The organism is Gardnerella coleohominis, from assembly GCF_002896555.1.
GTDB classification, from domain to species: domain Bacteria; phylum Actinomycetota; class Actinomycetes; order Actinomycetales; family Bifidobacteriaceae; genus Bifidobacterium; species Bifidobacterium vaginale_F.
In genome coordinates this window covers 188,061-209,117 of sequence record NZ_MNLH01000001.1, presented here as the reverse complement: position 1 = coordinate 209,117, position 21,057 = coordinate 188,061, and the positions used below count along the sequence as shown (strand labels likewise).

Sequence of the window (21,057 nt, the reverse complement as noted above, 5' to 3'; positions counted from 1 at the left end):
AACTACTCCTCACCTCGCATTGAAGCCGGTGTGGTCACAATCTTATCAACGAAACCATATTCCAAAGCTTGCTGTGCAGTAAACCAATGGTCATATTCGTTATCTCGATATATTTCTTCAACAGTATGGCCAGTTTGCTGTGCAGTAAGCTCAGAAAGCGTCTTCTTCATATCCATAATCAATTCAGCATTGATTCTCACATCAGTAGCTGTACCACCAACACCACCAGAAGGCTGGTGCATAAGCACGCGAGCATGAGAAGTGATAAAACGCTTTCCAGGAGTGCCAGAGCTTAACAAGAACTGACCCATAGAAGCAGCCATACCTACAGCAATAGTTGCAACATCTGGTTCAATAAGTTGCATTGTATCGTAAATCGCCATACCTGCTGTAATAGAACCGCCTGGAGAATTAATATACAACCAAATATCTTTCTTAGGGTCTTCTGCTGCAAGCATTAACATTTGAGCGCAAATAACATTTGCATTCTCGTCTTTAACTTCGGAACCAAGCCAAATAATACGATCTTTTAATAACCTGTTAAAAATCGAATCAGTTTGGGATGGCGCTTCACCCTGTTCCATCACAGGAGAAGTTGTAAGCAAGTTGGTCACTTTATCTCCTTCAATTTGTCAATTGTTTCTACATTATCGTGTGCTCGTGACTGTATTAAAACATATTATCCGTGAAACAAACACAATCTTTTACACATATTTTTTACTCATTCTGTTGCCACAAGTATGCAACATTTAGTATATTTTTAGATAACTTATCAACTCATAGAGGAGAAGTCATGGATTCCAACAACTTGCCAAACAATAATTATTCTCCGGATGCAAAAACAAATAACGGCTATCAAAACAACGGTTATCCAGAAAATTCATACCAGAACAATGGGTATCAAAACAGCGAATATCAAAATAACGCTTATCAGAATAACGGATACCAGAACAATGGATACCAAAACAATTCTTATCCAGACAATTCATACCAAAATAACGGGTACCAGAACAATGGGTACCAAAACAGCTGGAATTCAACAAACAGTTACCAGAATAACGTAAATCCTAATAATGGATATCAAACAAACATATATCAAAATAGTCAACAGCCAGTAAACAACTATGCGTCAAACCAATATCAAAATACAGCAAAAACAAGTATTTTAAATAAACGAAATATTTTTATTGGTTTAGCAGCGATAGTGGCAGCAGTAATTGCACTATCAGTCGGCGGATTTTTAATAACGAATATCTTCTTTAAACCACATTACAATTGCTCTGCAGAAAAAAGCGCAAATATTGAAGAATATCTAAATTGCCACCCTTCAGAAGTGAAGGATTTCAATGATAGAATGAGTAATGATAGTGACTTCTCCACAAAAATTGAAGCTAAAGGTGATACGCTTAATCTGACTGTGCAATTCAAATATCACGTACCTGACGAAGACATTTCATTGTTAAGAGATCAAGTTGCTTCATCTTCTAATAACTTCTCAAGAATATTTCCATCAGCAGAAGAAATTAAAAGTAAGATTAGTTCTCCAATACATTTACACTACACTTTGCTAAATGATGATGGCGGTTTTATTACTGATAAAGACTACCTCGCTAATTAGTAAATAATATAATATGCGCCTCTGTTATCATTAAATAAACAAAGGCGCATATTTTTATTTTCTACTAAAAGTTTTTGACAGTAGCATTATACTTTGCGCAGCAGCGCAAGCAGCAGCACAAGCAATAACCATCGGAATAATCATAATAAGCGGAACATTCACTAATTGCGCCACCAGTAAAAGCGCAAACCATAAGGATTTTCTGCTAGCAGTCAATAGGCTTGCAGCGCCAAAAATCGCAGCAATTATCAAGACATTAGGCTGATTTGATATTGCGCTACCAATTAGCGGAAGTTTTATACTTATAACGCCTACAATCAGCCCAATACAAGCGCCGGTTGAAATACTTGGTTGTAGCACGCCTCCAGAAGCACCGCAGCGCAAAACAAGCAAAGTCATAAACATTTTCATCATTGCAAGAAGCAACAAAATAATCATAATGTTAGAGCTATCTACCGCATACGGAAAGCTAGACATAGAAAACGCAAATTGAGAAAGTGACCTACCATTCCCCATAATATGTGGAAACCAGCAAGCTGCGATACCAATAACTAAGCCAGCTACAGGCATAAAACAAAGCATTTTTACGCCGCGCAAAGCATGAGTGCGACACCAAATAATACCCAATCGAAAAACGTAACCAACTAAGCCGCACGCAGCACCAACAACAACAGCTAAAGCACAAATTTGCCAAGAAATCGCACACGAAAATTGCGAAATATTGTAGTAGCTAGAATGATGCATTAAAAATTCAACAACAAGCGTAGCAATATAATTCATAACAAGCGCAAAAGGCAAGCAATACAAGCGCTCCGAACGCGAAATATTTTTAATTACATTAACTTCTACAGGACCATTTTCACGATTTAGCCATGCGTAAAAACCAAGGCCTTGAGTTTTACTAAGCAAACCTAAAGCAAGCACAGTGCCAGCTAAAGGAGCATGATATACTGCAGACAAACCAGCGCCTGCAGCAGAGGCAATGAGTACGCGCTGAGTTTTAGCAGATATATGAAAAATACTACTGTAACGCTGAGCAATCATTGAAGCCAATTCTCGCGGAGCTACTTCCCTGCCGATTGAAATCCCAGAACCAACAATGCCGATTTGTAACAAAACATGCGCGATAGTAGAAAAAATTGGCATATTGCTTCCGTCAACAGCTTGCGGAATTGTGACAATGCGAGGAGGATTTTCTCTCTTGCGCAAAAAATACCAAGCTATGCTAGCAATAGTCATCGCAATCGTGCAAGATAGCACGTAACGATACCACGGAAGCTCCGAAAATACAGTGTTTTTAGCAGATTCAATTGATCCAAAAGCAAGATATTGTACTGCATAAAGAATAAACGTAAGAGCTGTTGCGCCTAAGCCGGTAATGATGCCAATGAAAATAACAGATAAAATTAGGAAAGCAAAATTTATAAACCTAAAAAGCGCTGTTTTGCTATTGCAACTGAGATTCGTTGCATTAGTTTTGCTAGTACTTTTCATTATTTATACTTTCACTAAATTATATGAGATCAAATTTAAGATCACATTTATATGAGATTACATTACAAATATACGAAAACGAATATATAAGTAAAACATATATAAAATAAATAAGATAAATAAAATATAAGTAAGACCCGGCAGAAAATACTTCCGCTAGGTCTTACTCAGAGCTGTTACTTAAGTAACAGCGTAGAAAAATTAGTTATACTTCTACTTGGAAAGCTCGTCAGCGACTTCTGCAGCCTTAGAAGCAGCCTTCACGCTTTCGTCCTCAGAAGGATCTTCTTCTTCAGAAAGGAATGCACTCAAGTCAATTGTTTCACCATTAGAAACAAACTTCACAGCGCGCATACCAGCAATCAAGCCCTTAGAACGAGCAACTTCCTGCACTGCAGAACCAAGCTGACCATTACGGACGATTGCGTTAATGAACTGGCTTGGATCCATACCATACTGCTGAGCAACAGAAATCAAGAAGTTAGTAACATCAGCTTGAGAAACGGAAACATCAAGGCTTTCAGACAAAGCATCAAGAACCATCTGATCGCGAATTTCCTTCTCTGCAGCCTTTTCAGCTTCTTCCTTCTGCTCATCAGTAGCCTTCTCAGGATCTGGAGTCATGCCCTTAAGATGCTCAGAAACGGCCTTATCCTTAACACCCTTTGGCACAGGAATTTCAACTTCTTCCTGAATCTTAGCAATGAAAGCATCGCGAGCAATAGTCGCTTGACGGCCTTCATTAGACTGCTCGCAAGACTTGCGAATATCAGCCTTAAGCTCATCCAAAGTATCGAATTCGGAAGCTTCCTGAGCGAAATCATCGTTAAGCTCTGGCAATTCCTGAGTCTTTACGGAATTAACCTTAACCTTAACCTGAGCTTTTTCGCCTTCATGCTTGCTATTCTTATACTCATCAGTCTCGAAAATGGCTTCTTCACCAGCAGAAAGGCCTTCCAATGCCTCATCCATTGCTTTAAGAACACGATTAGCACCAACTTCGATGCTTTCGCCTTCGCTGCTTGCTACCACATCGTCACCGAACGAAGAAGTATAGTCGATATTAGCAAAATCACCCTTCTGAATTGGGCGATCTACACCAACAAGTGTTGCGAAACGATGACGCAACGCTTCAAGACGAGCGTTTACATCTTCATCAGTTACTTCAGGCTTTTCAACTTCAATTTCGACACCCTTAAACTTGTTCAACTTGAACTCTGGGCGACGCTCGACTGTAGCAACAAACTTTAACTTTTCGTCACCGTTGGCGCTTGTTGGCACTTCTTGAACTTCGAACTCTGGCTGGTCCATAGGACTAATCTTCTTTTCTTCCAAAGCCTTAGAATAAAGCTCTGGGACAGCAGAATTCACAGCCTCACCGGCAACTGCGCCGAAGCCGACACGCTGATCTACAATCTTCCCTGGTACATGACCCTTACGGAAGCCTGGCACGTTAATCTGCTTGGCAATTTCCTGACGAGCCTCATCCAAGTAAGGCTTGAATTCTTCGAGTTCTACGGTAATGGTGAGCTTAACTTTAGTTGGCTCAAGATTCCTGACGCTGATTTTCACGCTTCATGCTCCTGAAATTACGTTTTTCTAGCTTCTGCCATATGGCACAACCGTTATATGATAGCGCGAGTCACGGACTCAGAAATTAAATCGGCCTGCCAATCTCTAGCGCCTTGCTCAATAAGAAATGAATGAACGTCAATATTCTTAGGATTATCAGTCCAACAAAGGCTACGAATTATTTGAGGTTTAATTAGTATATCTGTCGGAGTATGAGTATCTTCAGATATGCTCATAACAACAGCCTTTACTTTTTTCAACAATGCAAAACGTTTAGGATGATGCTCTCGCCAATATTTCATTGACTTTGGCGCGCCTTGAGTCTCTTGTAAATATGAAGACTCAAAATTATTCATATCCTCTTCAGATTTTTCAATAAATTTATCTTCATTATTGTTCTTAAAACAATCACTATCGGCATCGTCAGTTGAAGATTTATTACCGGAACAGCCAGAATTATCGAAATTATTGGTATTAGAGCTACTACTAGAGCTGTTTGAATCAGAATCAATACTCATTGCGTCTATGCCACTTTTAGCTTTAGAAATAGCTTCTTCAATAACGAGCTTCCAAACATTTGGCTTGATTTTACGCTGAATTGGAGCATATCGCTCGAACATCTTATCTTGCTCACACCCAGTATGAATTCGAACTCTCTCATTAAGAATACGAATTGAACGGAAAGACCTGGAATTGTTTGGCTTACGCTTACTTGCTTCAATAATTGCAGCGTCAGAAAGCAATAGCGTTGGAGCAATGTCGTATCGTCTTGCAAGCTCATCTCTTTTTTGCCACAGCTCTTTAGCTATCATTAATCCGATCTTATCGTGCATAAGAACGCTTATATGAGATATTCGAAGCCATGGACGAGGATGCTTAGCTTTCTTTTTTTCTCCAGCTATCAACAAGTGAGCAAATTCTTCTTCAGCCCATAAAAGCTTGCCCTGCTTTTTAAGTTCCGCACGCATTACTTCTTCTAATTCGATTAGCAATTCAACGTCTAAAGCCGCGTAATTTCGCCAATCTCTAGGAAGTGGGCGGTAAGACCAATCCGCTGCAGAATGTTCTTTTGCAAGAGTAAGACCCAAATAATATTCAGTTACAGAGCTTAAACCGAAGCGCTTTCTTCCAAGTAATTTAGCCGCAATCTCAGTATCGAATAAAGCACGAGGGCGCAAACCAATATCAAAAAATCCTGGCAAATCTTGCATTGAATCGTGAATAATCCAAGGCGCATCTCCTACAGCCTTGTTAAATTCATTCCAATCAGCTCCAAGTTTTGTAAGTTCTATTGGATCCAGTAACCCGATTCCTGCACCTTTGCGTTTAAACTGAATCAGCCAATCTTCATGACCATATCTAAAACCGGAAGCTCGCTCGGCATCTGCAGCTAAAGGACCTGAGCCTGCTGCCAACAAGCTACAATAATCTTTATATGCTTCAAGCGTATCAATGACTTCTGGAACTCCTTCTCTAGGCTCTTTTAAAAGCTTTGGTTCCTCGTTCAAGAACGCCTCCCGATTGTACGCTTAGCAAACACATGCATTTAAAAACTATATGCAATATTACACACATAGTTTGCACATTGCTACAGCGAGTAACGCAACTAGCTATCCTAATTACGAGATTTACGCAACAATAGTATTCCTCGCGTAATCGCAAAACCTAATACGCTTATAACTAAGGTTGGAAGCATTGCACTAAGGAAATATGAAGCATCCATATAGAAGAATCTTAACGATATTGAGCCAATACTAAAGCACACGTTCTCAGCTAAATTCTTAGAACCGCATGGTAAACCAAGAAGATGCAAAGGCACTGCAAAACACACTAAAAGCGCGTCATAAATAATACCTACAAGTAACACAATCCATCCGCCTTTGCCAGCCATGGCAGCGCACACGGACACTCCAGCCATAAGCAAGAATGGGAATATCATGAGCGAAATCATAATACCTATTCCATCGCTCAATAGCACGAGTACTGTAGAAGCAATATAGCCAATAACTAAAGTAAACCAGCAGCCAGCAAGAATCTTATGCTTAGAAATCCAACTATCTTCTTTCATAAAATCTGTTTTACTCAAGCAATACTCTTTAACAGCATCCAAAACGTAATATCCAAAGGCGTAACCAACCCAAGTACCAATAATTCCTGCAAAAGCAATAGATAGAAGCACAAGTATTAACAATCCGAAAGAAAGCTTATCTCCTGCATAAGGGTAAAACGCAAGAAAAATGTCGAAAAGTATGCCACATAACACGCTTAATATAGATGTAATTATTGGCAACGTTAAACTTCTAGAACGCAACATAGAGAATAACGATTGAATAACAAAAAATATTACAACAAGTAAAACTGCTGGACCACACGTAACTGAAATACTTAAATTACGATTATGCACCAACGCATATGGAGCGGAAGCAAGAACAATCACATAAAAAATAAGCGAAACAATAACAGCAATCGAGGCCACAGTATGCGCACGATTCCATGTACAGTATTCCTTCAATTCCTTCAACTTCTTCACGATAAGCTCCTTTGCCTATGCAATATTGAATATTATTGAAATACTATCATAAACAAAAAAATATAAATATAGAAAAATACGCTCTTAACAGAATTATTACAACTTACAGAGCAATATAATTTAAACACTTCGGCAATTCAATGCGCATATTTAGATTTAATACACTACGAAACCGTGGTCTTTGAACTGGTTTACAACTCGCTCTTTAAGTGCTTTAGAAGGCCCTTTCTGATTCTCAAGAGGGTACGGAATTCGAAGCTCATGCCACTTTGGGCGGCCTAGTTGATGGAAACCAAGCACGTCAATATGCTCAACAGCATCCCCAAACGAATCGCAAATCTCTGCAACTTTTTCAACATTTTCTTCGCTGGAAGTCAAACCTGGGACAAGTACAAAACGCACCCAAATCTTCTTACCAGCCTTCGCCAATCGCTGACCAAAATCAATAGTTGGCTGAAGCAATCCACCAGTAACTTCTTTATACGTTTCTTCAGTGCCTGATTTAACGTCAAGAAGACAAAGATCAATGTCTTCAATCATTTCGTCAGTATAATTGCGATTCAAAAAACCTGAAGTATCTAAGCAAGTATGAACGCCCATCTCTTTTGCAGCACGAAAGACTCTAGATACAAAAGCTGGCTGCATCATGGATTCGCCGCCAGAAAAAGTGATACCTCCGCCTGTTGCTTTAAAAAGACTTTGATAACGATCCACTTTTTTAATCATCGCATCCAAATAAACCGGCTTACCGTCACGCATTTTCCAAGTATCAGGATTTTGGCAATACTGACAGCGAAGTGGGCAGCCACTCATAAAAACAGTCATACGAGTGCCAGGGCCATCAACAGAAGTGTTAATATCCCACGAATGCACGAACCCAATATCGCCAGTTTTAAGAGCTACCAGGCGATCTTTACGATCCAGACCAATTGGTGACTCAAATCCAGAAAGACCACCCATTAAAGTTTGACGAGCATACTCTTTCGACTCTTTCAGCATATGCTGAGTTGTTGTACGAAACGCTGTATTTTCAACCATCGGGCAGCCCTCCTGAATAGTAGATTTTTTGAAAACCGCCGGGAGTAACACCTACCCCCGGCGGCTCATAAACACTAGCAAATAATTACAAGCGTTTTATTTTACTCTCGTTACTCTTATCACTCTTATTACTCTGTAACAGATCCCTGATGGAATGTACGAGAAATAACATCGAGCTGCTGCTCCTTAGTGAGCTTTACAAAGTTCACTGCATAGCCAGAAACTCGAACCGTAAGATGTGGGTACTTTTCTGGATGCTCAACAGCGTCTTCAAGCTGTTCCTTACGCAAAACGTTGATGTTTGCGTGATACAAGCCGTGACCGTTTCCAGCATCCAAAATACCTACAAGATTACCAATTCGCTCGTCTTCATCGCGACCTAAGCCATCAGGAGTGATTGTATTAGTAAGCGAAATTCCATCGAGAGCGTCATCGTAGTCAATCTTACCAACGGAGAACATGGATGGAAGCATACCGTGTGCATCCATACCATTTTCTGGATTTGCACCTGGAGCATACGGAGTGCCCTTCTTATGGCCAGATGGGAAGGAACCAGTATTCTTACCGTATTCAACGTTAGAAGTAATGGTCAAGATGGACTGAGTTGGAACAGCATTACGATAAACAGGCAAACGCTTTACCTGACCCATAACAGTGCTTACAACCCACTTAGCCAAATCATCGGCGCGATCGTCGTCGTTACCGTAAATTGGGAATTCTCCAACAGTCTTGTAACCAACGATTAAATCGTCATCGCCGCCCTCAATGTACTCGTACTCATGACCTTCAGTAGTCTTTGCATCCTTGTTGTAGATTGGATAAACCTTCGCGTACTTCAAAGCAGCTAAGGAATCTGCAGCAATAGACAAACCGGACATACCGCAACCAAGCGTACGGTAGACTTCCCTATCATGCAAAGCCATCTCAATGGACTCATAAGCATACTTATCGTGCATGTAGTGGATGATGTTCAAAGCCTCAATATAAGTCTCAGAAAGCCATTCCAAAGCCTTCTCGTAATTGGCCTTAACCTTCTCGTAGTCAAGAGTGCCATCAGCTTCTGGACGAATTGGCTCAACAACACCCTTATCGATAACCTGCATGCCAGTCATCTCATCGCGACCGCCGTTAATAGCGTAAAGCAAAGCCTTAGCAGAATTCACACGAGCTGCGAAGAACTGCATTTGCTTACCGACGCGCATTGGAGAAACGCAGCAAGCAATAGCAGCATCGTCACCCCAGTGCTCACGAATGTCTTTATCGGATTCGTACTGGATTGCAGAAGTATCAATAGAGATTCGTGCGCAGAAACGCTTATAAGCTTCTGGAAGCTTTGGATCCCAGAAAATAGTGATATTTGGCTCAGGGCCAGGTCCCAAATGCTCAAGAGTCAAAGTGTTAAGCAAACGGAACGAAGTCTTGGTTACGAAAGTGCGACCATCCTCGCTGAAACCTGCATCAGACCAAGTTGCCCAGTAAGGATCACCAGAGAAGATTGCGTCATAATCCTTAGTACGCAAGAAGCGCACAATGCGAAGCTTCATAACAAGAGCATCGATGATTTCCTGAGCATCGGTTTCGTTAATTAAGCCAGCCTTCAAATCGCGCTCAAAGTAGCAATCAAAGAATGCAGAAACGCGACCAAAGCTCATTGCAGCGCCATCCTGGCTCTTTACGGAAGCAAGATAGCCCATGTAAGTCCACTGAACGGCTTCCTTAGCAGTCTGAGCTGGACGGCTCAAATCCAAACCGTACTCATTACCCAAATTAATAAGCTGCTTCAAAGCTTTAATCTGCTCATCGTGCTCTTCACGGAAACGAATCCAATGCTCAATTTCAGTCTCAGTGAAATCGTTACGGTATGGAATCGAATCCTTATCGCGCTTCTTGAACTCAATAAGCATATTCACGCCATAAAGAGCCACACGACGATAATCGCCAATAATACGACCGCGGCCGTAAGCATCTGGCAAGCCGGTTAAAATCTTGTTATGGCGAGCAATCTTAATGTTCTTTGTGTAAACGCCAAACACGCCATCGTTATGAGTCTTGCGGTAAACAGTAAAAATCTTCTTAATTTGAGGATCTACTTCCTTGCCGGCTTCCTTAATAGCCTGCTCAACCATACGCCAACCACCGTTTGGCATCATAGCGCGCTTGCAAGGCTCATCAGTCTGCAAACCGACGATTACGTTATCGACTTCTGGGTTTTCAATGTAGCCTGCTGGCATTGCATCAATGCCTGCTGGGATATGAGTTTCAACATCGTATACGCGACGCTCACGCTCAACAGCCAAGTAGTTGTCATCAAGATACTTCCACATATGCTTCGTTTTTTCAGTGGCATTTGCCAAGAAGCTTTCGTCACCCTCATATGGAGTGTAATTCTTCAAAATGAAATCACGAACGTCAATATCTTTCTGCCAGTTGCCGGTCTCAAATCCGTCCCACGCCTTGGTGCGAAGATCCTCTTCACTGAGAACGGAAGCATCAACAGATGTCATTTTAAAACTCCTTTTGTACTCGCAACGCATCTTCACGCTGCATTACTAACAATGTTAGAACATAGGCAAACGCATACACGAGCAGTTTTGGAAAAAATCTAGTGAAATACATCACATTTTATTCACGAAATGCTGTTGTTACTGGCATTCTTCTATCTCTACCAAAAGCAATAGAACTAACTTTCGGTCCTAGCGGATATTGGCGACGCTTCCATTCAGCACGATCAACTAATCGCATAACAGTGTCAACTGTATGCTCATCGAATCCATCAGATAGTAAATCTTCACGACCATGAGCAAGTTCAATATGAGCTTCTAAGACTCTGTCAAGCAATTCGTATTCAGGCAAAGAATCTGAATCCTTCTGACCAGGTCTTAGCTCAGCACTTGGAGGCTTAATAATTGAATTTACCGGAATTAATATCCCATCTGCAGGAGCTTTCGAAATTTCTAAATCTTCAGCGCCAACAATTGGCAACATTCCAAGTCCAATACCATTTTTAGCAGCACGATTGCGCCAACGAGAAAGAGCCCAAACCCTTGTTTTAAACAAATCTTTTATAGGAGCGTATCCTCCAACAGCATCACCATAAATAGTAGAATATCCGCATGCAAGTTCTGACTTATTACCTGTTGCGAGCGCAAGCAATCCTTTTGAATTAGAATATGCCATTACGATTACACCGCGTACTCGAGCTTGCAAATTTTCAGCAGCAACACCTTGCAAATCAAGCTGATTCTGGAAAGCTTTAAAAAGCGGTTCAATTGGTTGCACGTCGTAGTGAGAGCCGATTCTATCAGCTAAATCGCGCGCATCGTCTTTAGATCCATCTGAAGAATACATGCTTGGCATTGAAATTCCCCATACGTTTTCACCACCGCAAGCGTCTGCTGCCATTGTTGCTACTAGCGCAGAATCAATTCCTCCAGAAAGACCTAAGCAAACACCTTTAAATCCGTTTTTTCGCATGTAGTCACGAAGTCCAAGTACGCAAGCACAATATACTTCTTCGTCTGGTTCCAATTCTTTTTCAATAGTTGAAATTTTTTGTTTAGATGCAGAAGAATCGATATCAATGTATGAAATATCTTCTTTAAACATTGCTGATCGTTCTAGCAAAGTACCGTCAGAGTCAACTACGAAACTTCCTCCATCGAAAACTAAATCATCTTGTCCACCAACTTGGTTTACGTACACTAGTGGAGCGTTAACTTCAGATGCTCTTTGTTTTGCTAATCTGACTCTAATATCAGTTTTGCCTTCTTCATACGGAGAGCCATTCATAGTTACGAGTACATTAATTTTATTCTTTGCTAATTGTGCTACAGGACCGCCGTCTTGCCAAATATCTTCACAAATAGCAAAACCTATACGCATATCATCAATTTGTAGGATTTCGCACTTATTTCCAGAAGAAAAGATTCTGAACTCGTCAAAAACTCCATAATTTGGTAAGAAGTGTTTATCGTAGTGAAGAATAACTTTCCCGTCGTGTAATACAACTAGACGATTTCGTGGCTTACCTGAGGATTCATCTAAACCAACAGTTCCAACTACTACGTATAAATCGGACAATTCTTCTTCGCATAAACGCTTTGCAAGAGAAGATATAGCATTATTAGCAGCTTTACGAAAAGTATTCCTTAATGCAAGATCCTCAATAGGATATCCAGTTAAAGTCATTTCAGGAAATACGACTATGCTCGCGTTATTTTTCTTAGAATTTTTGCAGTATTGCAAAATCTTTTCACTGTTTGATTCTATATTCCCTACGCAAGTATCAATCTGCGCTAATGCTAAACGAATTACACTCATGCTTATAAGTGTAATCGAAAAATAAAAATCACTAATAATATTGCAAAATTTATACACTTAATATTTTTTAGTTATCCTTTATTTACAACGTTTTCTAACTGGTCATAAGTAATACAAATATTAAAACAGTAGCGTTAAATGATTTTCTCTCATATATTGAGATTTTGTTACTCGCGAAGGGGAAAAATTGCAGAGAAACAAGAGATAAGAAAAAACTTAAGAAGTGAAGACGGGAACAAAAGACAAAAGAATAAAAGAGCAAATTAAAAAGCAAAATTAAAAAAGATTAAAAAATTAAAAAGCAAAATAATTTAAAACAACAAAAAATAAAAGCAATAACTAAGATTTAGATATAAGGAGAAACGCATGAATAGTAAGAAAATTATTGCAGCAGTTATCACTTTAACTTCACTCGTCGGATTAACTTTAGGCGGATGCGGTTCACGTAAAAATGCTCAGGAAGATAATAAAACTATTATAATTGCCGCTTCTCCTACTCCTCATTCTGAAATCTTAAATAAAGCTGTAAAGCCAATTTTGCAAAAAGAGGGTTATAAGTTAGTAGTAAAGGAATTTACTGACTACGTGCAGCCAAACACAGCTACTGAGGAAGGCGAAGTAGACGCAAACTATTATCAGCATCTGCCTTATCTTGATAATTTCAATAAGGAAAAAGGCACTCACCTTGTTTCAGTAGGTGGAATTCATTTTGAGCCATTTGGATTGTATCCAGGAAAAACCAAGACAATTAAAGCATTAGCAAATGGCGCAACTGTTGCAGTTCCAAATGATCCTACTAATGAGGCTCGCGCATTGCTTCTTTTGCAAGATGCTGGATTGATTAAGTTGAAGAATCCAAATGATATTAACGCTACTACAAAAGACATTACTGAAAATCCTAAGAATTTGAAGTTTAAAGAGCTTGAAGCAGCAACAGTTCCTACTGCTATTAAGGACGTAGACCTTGCTGCTATGAACGGTAACTACGCTATTCAGGCTGGTTTCAATCCAATTAAAGACCCACTTGCTTCAGAAAAAGTTGGAGGCGTTGCAGCTAAAACTTACGAAAACATTATCGTTGTAAAGAAGGGTTCTGAAAACTTTAAAAAAATCAAGGCCTTACTTAAAGCTTTGAAGACAAGCGAAGTGCGCGATTATATTACTAAAACTTATAAGGGTGCCGTACTTCCTGTTTTCTAAAAAATACTCACAATGTAGCCATATAATGCCGCAATGTGTATTCTCCATGTACGCTTGCGGCATTATTTTTATAAGAGTGTAATATACGTAATGCGCGCGCTAGTCATAGTGTTAACTAATAAATAAATATAGTTAAATAAATACAGTTAAATACGATGCTGGATAATAACTTGTGCGTAACGTAATATGAAACGCTGGTATATTTCACGCCGAAAACAATAATCTGTTAAGGAAAAGCATGATTCAGATTGAACATCTTCACAAAAGCTACGGCAAAGGTAGCGAAACGAATGAAGCACTACATGATATTAATTTCACTATTGAATCGGGAGAAGTATTCGGAATTCTTGGTTCCTCTGGTGCTGGAAAGTCTTCGCTAGTTCGTTGCATGAATCTGCTTGAGCGACCAACTTCTGGAAAAATAATTATTGACGGAAATGATATTAGCGAAGTAAAAGATAAAGAACTTGCAAAAGTGCGCACAAATATTGGCATGATTTTCCAGAATTTTAGCCTTTTCCAGCAGCGCACAGTATTAAGAAACGTAACGTTCCCGTTAGAGTTGAACCACACTCCAAAAACGAAACGAGAAGAACGCGCAAACTATTTGCTTGACTTAGTAGGCTTAAAAGATTTTGCAAATCGCTACCCTAGCCAACTTTCAGGCGGACAGCAGCAGCGCGTGGCAATTGCGCGAGCGCTAGCTAATAATCCTTCTATAATGCTTTGTGACGAAGCAACAAGCGCGCTTGATTCAACAACTACTGCACAGATTCTAAACTTATTGAGCAAAATTAACCGTGAGCTTAACGTAACTCTTGTTATTATTACGCATTCGTTAGCTGTAGCTCGTAATATTTGCGATCGAGTTGCAATGATTGATGGCGGACGCATTGTGGAACTGGGTGACACGGATACGCTTTTTGCAAATCCACAAAGCGATATTTTGCGCACACTTATTGCGGATGAAAAGCAGGAAAATCATCGCGAAAAACCTACAAACAAGTCTGCAAACGCGTCAACAAATGAGGCAACAAACACACCTAAAAACGCGCTTAACAATGAGGTGAAATAAAAATGTTAGAAGCTACTACACAATTTATTAATGACTACGGCGACTTACTTATTGAAGGCGTGCAAGACACACTTGTAATGACATCAGTTGCAACACTTTTTGCGTATATTATTGGTCTTCCTATTGGCGTACTTCTAATTACGTCAAACAAAAAAGGTATTTGTCCTAACGCGCCAATTAACACAGTTCTCGGCTGGATTGTTAATATCGTACGTTCAGTGCCTTTTATTATTTTGCTAGTTGCAATAATTCCTTTCACTCGTCTTATAGTTGGAACATCTCTTGGGGTTCCTGGAGCTATTGTGCCTCTGGTAATTACAGCTGCACCATTCGTTGCTAGAGTTGTTGAGCAATCTTTAGCTGAAGTTGACGGAAGCTTAATTGAAGCAGCACAAAGCTTTGGTGCAAGCAAATTACAAATTGTTTGCAAAGTACTATTATGGGAATCTTTACCTTCGCTAATTCGCGGAGCTGCACTTACATTTATTACGCTTTTTGGATTCTCTGCAATGGCTGGAACAGTTGGCGCAGGCGGACTCGGAGATATTGCAATACGATACGGATACCAGCGTTATCAATACGATGTAATGACAGTAGCTGTTATTCTTTGCGTCATTCTCGTACAAATTGTGCAAAGCTTGGGAGATTTTATTTCTCGTTCAATTAATCATCACGAACGCTGAAAAATACAAATATATTAAAACTAATCAAACTGTCTGCGCGAAATAATCGTTCAGACAGTTTTATTTTAATTGCAATCTTTTATCGCAACATACCTATTGCTTATTAAATGCACGTACTCGTGTAAAATATAGAAGTCACAACATTTTTGCAGGGGTGCTTTCTCAAGAAGATTGCTGAGATAAGTTTTTATAAAACTTAACCCTTCGAACCTGTTAGTTAATACAACGTAGGGAGCAACGACTTAGGTATGACTTCGAATTATCCATACGCGTCTATGCGTAATCAATTTAACCTCAGCGCCTGCTTTATTGCAGATGCAAAAACTTGTAATCGTCCTATCACTGATGTAGTTGATGACGCTTTACGCGCTGGAGCAACATTCATACGTCTTCATGCTAATAATGATAATGCCCAGGAACTCACAACTGTTGCTCGTGATATAGCGCAAATAATCGAAGATAATAACAAATGCGACTCGGTCACTTTTGTTATTGATGAACGCGTTGACGTAGCATGGCAAGCAAGAAATCAAGGCATTAAAGTTGATGGTATTCATCTTTCACAAGGAGATATGGAACCTAGAGAAGCTCGTGCTTTGTTAGGCGAAGATGCCGTTATAGGTTTGTCATTAGAAACCGAAAGCCTTGTAAAAGTTATTAACGAACTTCCAGATGGATGCATTGATTATATTTGCGTAACAGCAATGCATAATCCAGAAGAAGGATGCGAAAACTCTACTGCATCTTACGAGTTGGAAGCAAATCATACAACGCTTGATGAAGAAAAAATCAATACGATTTGTAAAGCAAGTGATTTCCCTGTTCTTGTTGGCGGAAGAATTCAACTTGATGATGTAGATATGATTGCACGCACTAATGCTGCTGGATGGTTCGTAGCTGAAGCATTGTATTCTTCGCAAACACCAGAATCAACTATGAGCGAATTTATTGAGCGCTGGAAAGCTGTTCGAGGAGAAGAAAAGCACGGTTATGCCAAGCGTGTAATCGTTCCAGAAAATGCTGAAAACTCTGAAAAGCCTCAAGAAAAGAAGCCAACATTTATTAATGCTAAAGAAGCAAAAGACGCTGCAAAATTAGCAAAACAGCAAAGAGTTGATATAGCTGCTCGTGGATGCACTCAACGAGACAAAGCTCATATTCGTAAGACTACGCCAGTTCATTTTGAATATAAGTATGGTTCTTACGATTTGGAAGTTCCTTATACAGAAATTAAGCTTTCTGATACTCCAGGCGTTGGCCCTAACCCACCATTTAAGGATTACAACACAGAAGGACCTAAGTGCGATCCGAAGGAAGGCTTGGCTCCTCTTCGTCTTGATTGGATTTTGGATCGTGGAGACGTAGAAGAATACGAAGGTCGTAGACGTAATCTTCAGGATGATGGAAAACGTGCTATTAAGCGTGGTAAAGCTTCAAAAGAGTGGCGCGGACGCATGCATAAGCCAATGAAGGCTGTAGATCATCCTATTACTCAAATGTGGTACGCGCGTCATGGAATTATCACTCCAGAAATGCAGTATGTTGCTACTCGTGAAAACTGCGATGTAGAACTTGTTCGCTCTGAACTTGCTGCTGGACGTGCAGTAATTCCTTGCAATATCAACCACCCTGAGGCAGAACCTATGATTATTGGTTCTCGCTTCTTAACTAAGCTCAACGCGAACATGGGCAATTCTGCTGTCACATCTTCTATTGACGAAGAAGTAGAAAAGCTTACCTGGGCTACTAAGTGGGGCGCGGATACCGTTATGGATCTTTCCACCGGTAACGATATTCACACGACTCGCGAATGGATTTTGCGTAACTCACCTGTTCCAATTGGCACTGTTCCAATGTATCAAGCTTTGGAAAAGGTTGAGGATGACGCTTCTAAGCTCAGCTGGGAATTGTTCCGCGACACTGTTATTGAGCAGTGCGAGCAGGGCGTTGACTACATGACTATTCACGCAGGTGTACTTCTTCGCTACGTGCCTCTTACTGCAAATCGCGTAACTGGTATTGTTTCTCGAGGCGGATCCATTATGGCTGAATGGTGCTTGCAACACCATCAGGAAAGCTTCTTATACACTCACTTCGAAGAATTATGCGAGATTTTCGCCAAGTACGATGTTGCGTTCTCTTTGGGTGACGGCTTGCGTCCAGGAAGCTTGGCTGATGCTAACGATGCTGCTCAGCTTTCCGAGTTGATGACTCTTGGAGAGCTTACTAAGATTGCATGGCAGCATGATGTTCAGGTGATGATTGAAGGCCCAGGACACGTACCATTCGACACTGTCCGTATGAATATCGAGATGGAGAAAGCAATTTGCCAGAATGCTCCATTCTATACTCTTGGACCTTTGACAACCGATACAGCTCCAGGATACGATCACATTACTTCAGCAATAGGCGGCGTGGAAATCGCACGTTACGGAACAGCTATGCTTTGCTATGTGACTCCTAAGGAGCATTTAGGCTTACCAAATAAAGATGACGTTAAGCAAGGCGTAATTGCATATAAGATTGCCTGTCATGCGGCTGATCTTGCAAAGCATCATCCGCATGCTATGGATCGCGATAACGCAATCAGTAAGGCTCGTTTTGAGTTCCGCTGGTTGGATCAGTTTAATTTAAGTTACGATCCTGATACCGCTATCGCTTTCCATGATGAAACGCTTCCGGCAGAGCCAGCAAAAATGGCTCACTTCTGTTCCATGTGCGGACCAAAATTCTGCTCTATGGCTATTTCACAGAATATTCGTAAGCGTTTCGGTGGAGCAGCTCAGCAAGAGCAGCTCGTCGAAGAAGCCCGTAGCCAAGCAATTGCAGACGGCATGAAAGAAATGAGTAAGAAGTTTCAGGAAGCTGGATCTTCACTGTATCAAAGCATCTGATATTTAAAAATGTTAGTTAGGTATATTTGCGTTGAGAATATGCCTAACTAAAGTCTTTGATACTGAGAAGTAAAGTTACTGATATTTCAAAGCGAGTCTTTAGTTTAAGTTTCTAAAGACTCGCTTTTTATTAAATAATTTTAAAGTAAATGTCAAAAATAAACGTCAAAAAATAAACGTTAAAAAAGTAACCGTTAATTAATCTCGTTCCATTTTCCTAAGTCTTGGCTCAGCACTATCTTTAGCGCCCGTAATCCTGTAAACATCAAAAACACCTTCAATCTTGCGAATAGCGGCAAGCAAAGTATTCAGATGCTGAGGATCTGCCATTTCAAAAGCAAATTGGCTTGTAGCAACTCTGTCGTCTCCAGTAGCAATAGATCCGGAAATAATATTTACTCCGTGATCAGAAAGCACTTTAGTAACATCTGAAAGAAGATGCTGACGATCCAAAGCTTCAACCTGAACTTTAACCATGAACAAACCCTTATCGCTTGTCCATTGCACAGGAATCACACGCTCAGACTGAGTTTTTTGCAAACCAATCATATTCTGGCAATCAGTTCTATGAACAGAAACGCCTTGATTACGCGTAATAAAACCAACTATATTGTCTCCAGGAACAGGCATACAGCAACGCGCAAGCTTAACCCAAACGTCACCAACGCCTTTAACTGATACACCAAGAGCGCCATTAGTTTTACGCGCACGCTCAGGTCTTCTTAAAGGCAAAGCTTCCTGCTCAACCTCTTCATCAACCTCATCTGCACCAGCATCTTTAACAAGTCTAGAAATAACATTCTGTGTTGAAACTTGACCTTCGCCAATAGCTGCATAAACAGATTCAACATTAGGTGCAATATTCAACTCATCTGCGACGCCAATTAAAGCCTGCGGAGTCATCAAAGTAGAGATAGGCAAGTTACGCTTACGCATAGCACGAGTTAGCTCATCCTTACCCTCTTCAATGGCCTCAGAACGACGTTCCTTGCTGAACCACTGACGAATCTTATTACGAGCACGAGGAGACTTTACGAAGCTAAGCCAATCTCTAGATGGGCCAGCAGTATCTGACTTTGACGTCAAGACTTCAACAGTATCTCCATTAACAAGCTTAGTATCAAGAGGCACAAGACGGCCGTTAACGCGAGCGCCCATCATGCGATGACCAACTTCAGTGTGCACAGAATAAGCAAAATCTACTGGAGTTGCGTCTTGAGGAAGAGCAACAATACTCCCCTTAGGAGTAAAGACGTATACTTCTGAAGCTCCTAAATCTTGTTTTAAAGATCCTAAAAACTCATCCGAATCAGGTGTTTCACTAGTCCAATCGGCAAGCTGCTGAATCCACTTAAGATTATCTGCTTCGCTAAGTTCTTTACGATCTTCCTTTTCACGCTTTAAATCATCATTGTCTGGCTTACTTAAAGCGCGACCAGCCTGACCATTAGCTTTATACTTCCAGTGTGCAGCAATACCAAATTCAGCACGCCTGTGCATATCCCATGTACGAATCTGAATTTCAACAGGCTTTCCGCCAGGCCCTACAACAGTAGTGTGCAAACTTTGATACATGTTTAGCTTAGGCGTTGCTATATAGTCCTTAAAACGCCCAGGAACAGGGCTCCAGCGCGCATGCACGGCACCTAATGCGGCATAACAATCTCGAATTGAATCAACAATTATTCGTACGCCCACAAGATCATATATATTTTCAAAATCATGGCCTCGAACAATCATCTTTTGATAAATCGAGAAATAATCTTTTGGACGGCCTTTAACAGAAGCTTTAACATGCTGCTCAGCTAAATCTTCGTTGATTTCTTCAAGAATCTGGCGTAAATAAACTTCACGCTGACCAGCCCTACGAGCAACTAAAACAACGATTTCATTGTAAATTTTTGGATATAAAACCTTAAAACTTAATTCTTCAAGCTCTGTTTTAATCGCATTCATACCAAGTCTATTTGCAAGAGGAGCATAAACATCTAGAGTTTCACGAGCTTTTTTATGCGAGCTTGATGCTTTAACGTACCTCCATGTACGAGCATTATGCAATCGGTCTGCAAGCTTTACCACTAAAACTCGCACATCCCTACTCATTGCTACAACCATTTTTCGTATGGTTTCAGCTTGAGCGTTATCTCCATATTCCATATTCGAGATTTTGGTAACACCATCAACTAAACCTGCTACCGTATCTCCAAAATCAGCCCTACACTCTTCTAGCGTATAGTCTGTATCTTCAACCGTGTCATGCAATAATCCTGCTGCAACAACTACTGGTCCCATGCCAAGATCTGCAAGAATTTGCGCCACTGCAAGAGGGTGAATAATATATGGCTCTCCTGATTTACGACGCTGACCCGTATGCTGCTTCACTGCTCTCTTATAAGCACGATGAAGTATATCCATATTTTCACCGGGATGATGCCATTGGCACATTCGTAAAATTGGGCACAATGGGTTATTAGGTTCATTACTAATTTCGCAACCTAATTTATTAGCACCCTTTATTTCTTCTTGCGATTCGCCCATCGTACATCACCTCCCGTTTAACACTATCCTACATGTTTCAACAAAATCCGATAACTAAATTGTTGAATAACATAAAAAATATGGATATTCTTTGA

General features: G+C 40.4%; 14 protein-coding genes and 1 riboswitch. Of the genes, 5 read left to right on the top strand and 9 right to left on the bottom strand.

What is annotated here, in order from left to right:
* Positions 1 to 2: 2 nt before the first annotated feature.
* Positions 3 to 614, bottom strand: coding sequence for an ATP-dependent Clp protease proteolytic subunit (locus BFS05_RS00735; RefSeq protein WP_103084166.1), 612 nt, complete (start codon positions 612 to 614; stop codon positions 3 to 5).
* Between the two features lie 179 nt (positions 615 to 793).
* On the opposite strand from BFS05_RS00735, the gene BFS05_RS00730 reads away from it, so the two are divergent.
* Complete coding sequence (locus BFS05_RS00730) at positions 794 to 1,618, top strand: hypothetical protein (protein WP_103084165.1); 825 nt, start codon at positions 794 to 796, stop codon at positions 1,616 to 1,618.
* A 54-nt stretch (positions 1,619 to 1,672) separates the two neighbouring features.
* Here the strand turns inward: BFS05_RS00730 and BFS05_RS00725 are convergent, their stop codons facing one another.
* The 7 genes from BFS05_RS00725 to BFS05_RS00695 form a co-directional block, all read right to left on the bottom strand.
* The gene (locus BFS05_RS00725) at positions 1,673 to 3,112 is read right to left on the bottom strand and encodes a chloride channel protein (RefSeq protein WP_103084164.1); all 1,440 of its coding nucleotides are present in this window, start codon (positions 3,110 to 3,112) and stop codon (positions 1,673 to 1,675) included.
* Positions 3,113 to 3,325: 213 nt separating this feature from the next.
* On the bottom strand, positions 3,326 to 4,684 hold the full coding sequence (gene tig / locus BFS05_RS00720) for a trigger factor (RefSeq protein ID WP_103084163.1): 1,359 nt from the start codon (positions 4,682 to 4,684) through the stop codon (positions 3,326 to 3,328).
* Between the two features lie 53 nt (positions 4,685 to 4,737).
* Positions 4,738 to 6,192 (bottom strand): HRDC domain-containing protein, encoded by a 1,455-nt coding sequence (locus tag BFS05_RS00715; RefSeq protein ID WP_103084162.1) that lies wholly within the window; start codon positions 6,190 to 6,192, stop codon positions 4,738 to 4,740.
* A gap of 107 nt (positions 6,193 to 6,299) precedes the next feature.
* A complete protein-coding gene (locus BFS05_RS00710; RefSeq protein ID WP_103084161.1) occupies positions 6,300 to 7,214 on the bottom strand; it encodes a hypothetical protein in 915 nt (304 codons plus the stop codon).
* A 156-nt stretch (positions 7,215 to 7,370) separates the two neighbouring features.
* Positions 7,371 to 8,252, bottom strand: a complete 882-nt coding sequence (pflA, locus tag BFS05_RS00705) for a pyruvate formate-lyase-activating protein (RefSeq protein WP_103084160.1) — start codon at positions 8,250 to 8,252, stop codon at positions 7,371 to 7,373.
* Between the two features lie 128 nt (positions 8,253 to 8,380).
* Positions 8,381 to 10,756 carry a formate C-acetyltransferase gene (gene pflB, locus BFS05_RS00700; protein WP_103084159.1) on the bottom strand — a complete coding sequence of 792 codons (2,376 nt, stop codon included), beginning with the start codon at positions 10,754 to 10,756 and terminating at the stop codon, positions 8,381 to 8,383.
* A gap of 118 nt (positions 10,757 to 10,874) precedes the next feature.
* Entirely contained in the window at positions 10,875 to 12,572 is a 1,698-nt protein-coding gene (locus tag BFS05_RS00695; RefSeq protein WP_103084336.1) for an NAD+ synthase, read from the bottom strand.
* Positions 12,573 to 12,938: 366 nt separating this feature from the next.
* Between BFS05_RS00695 and BFS05_RS00690 the strand changes: the two genes are divergently transcribed.
* From BFS05_RS00690 to thiC, 4 genes are all read left to right on the top strand, one after another.
* Positions 12,939 to 13,772, top strand: coding sequence for a MetQ/NlpA family ABC transporter substrate-binding protein (locus BFS05_RS00690; RefSeq protein ID WP_103084158.1), 834 nt, complete (start codon positions 12,939 to 12,941; stop codon positions 13,770 to 13,772).
* Between the two features lie 238 nt (positions 13,773 to 14,010).
* A complete protein-coding gene (locus BFS05_RS00685) occupies positions 14,011 to 14,847 on the top strand; it encodes a methionine ABC transporter ATP-binding protein (RefSeq protein WP_103084157.1) in 837 nt (278 codons plus the stop codon).
* A 2-nt stretch (positions 14,848 to 14,849) separates the two neighbouring features.
* Positions 14,850 to 15,530, top strand: coding sequence for a methionine ABC transporter permease (locus BFS05_RS00680; protein WP_103084156.1), 681 nt, complete (start codon positions 14,850 to 14,852; stop codon positions 15,528 to 15,530).
* Positions 15,531 to 15,670: 140 nt separating this feature from the next.
* Positions 15,671 to 15,781, top strand: a riboswitch (TPP riboswitch).
* On the top strand, positions 15,779 to 18,424 hold the full coding sequence (gene thiC, locus BFS05_RS00675; protein ID WP_103084155.1) for a phosphomethylpyrimidine synthase ThiC: 2,646 nt from the start codon (positions 15,779 to 15,781) through the stop codon (positions 18,422 to 18,424). (Overlaps the previous riboswitch by 3 nt.)
* A 198-nt stretch (positions 18,425 to 18,622) precedes the next feature.
* On the opposite strand, the gene BFS05_RS00670 is transcribed toward thiC, so the two are convergent.
* On the bottom strand, positions 18,623 to 20,962 hold the full coding sequence (locus BFS05_RS00670) for a RelA/SpoT family protein (protein ID WP_103084154.1): 2,340 nt from the start codon (positions 20,960 to 20,962) through the stop codon (positions 18,623 to 18,625).
* Between the last annotated feature and the right edge of the window lie 95 nt (positions 20,963 to 21,057).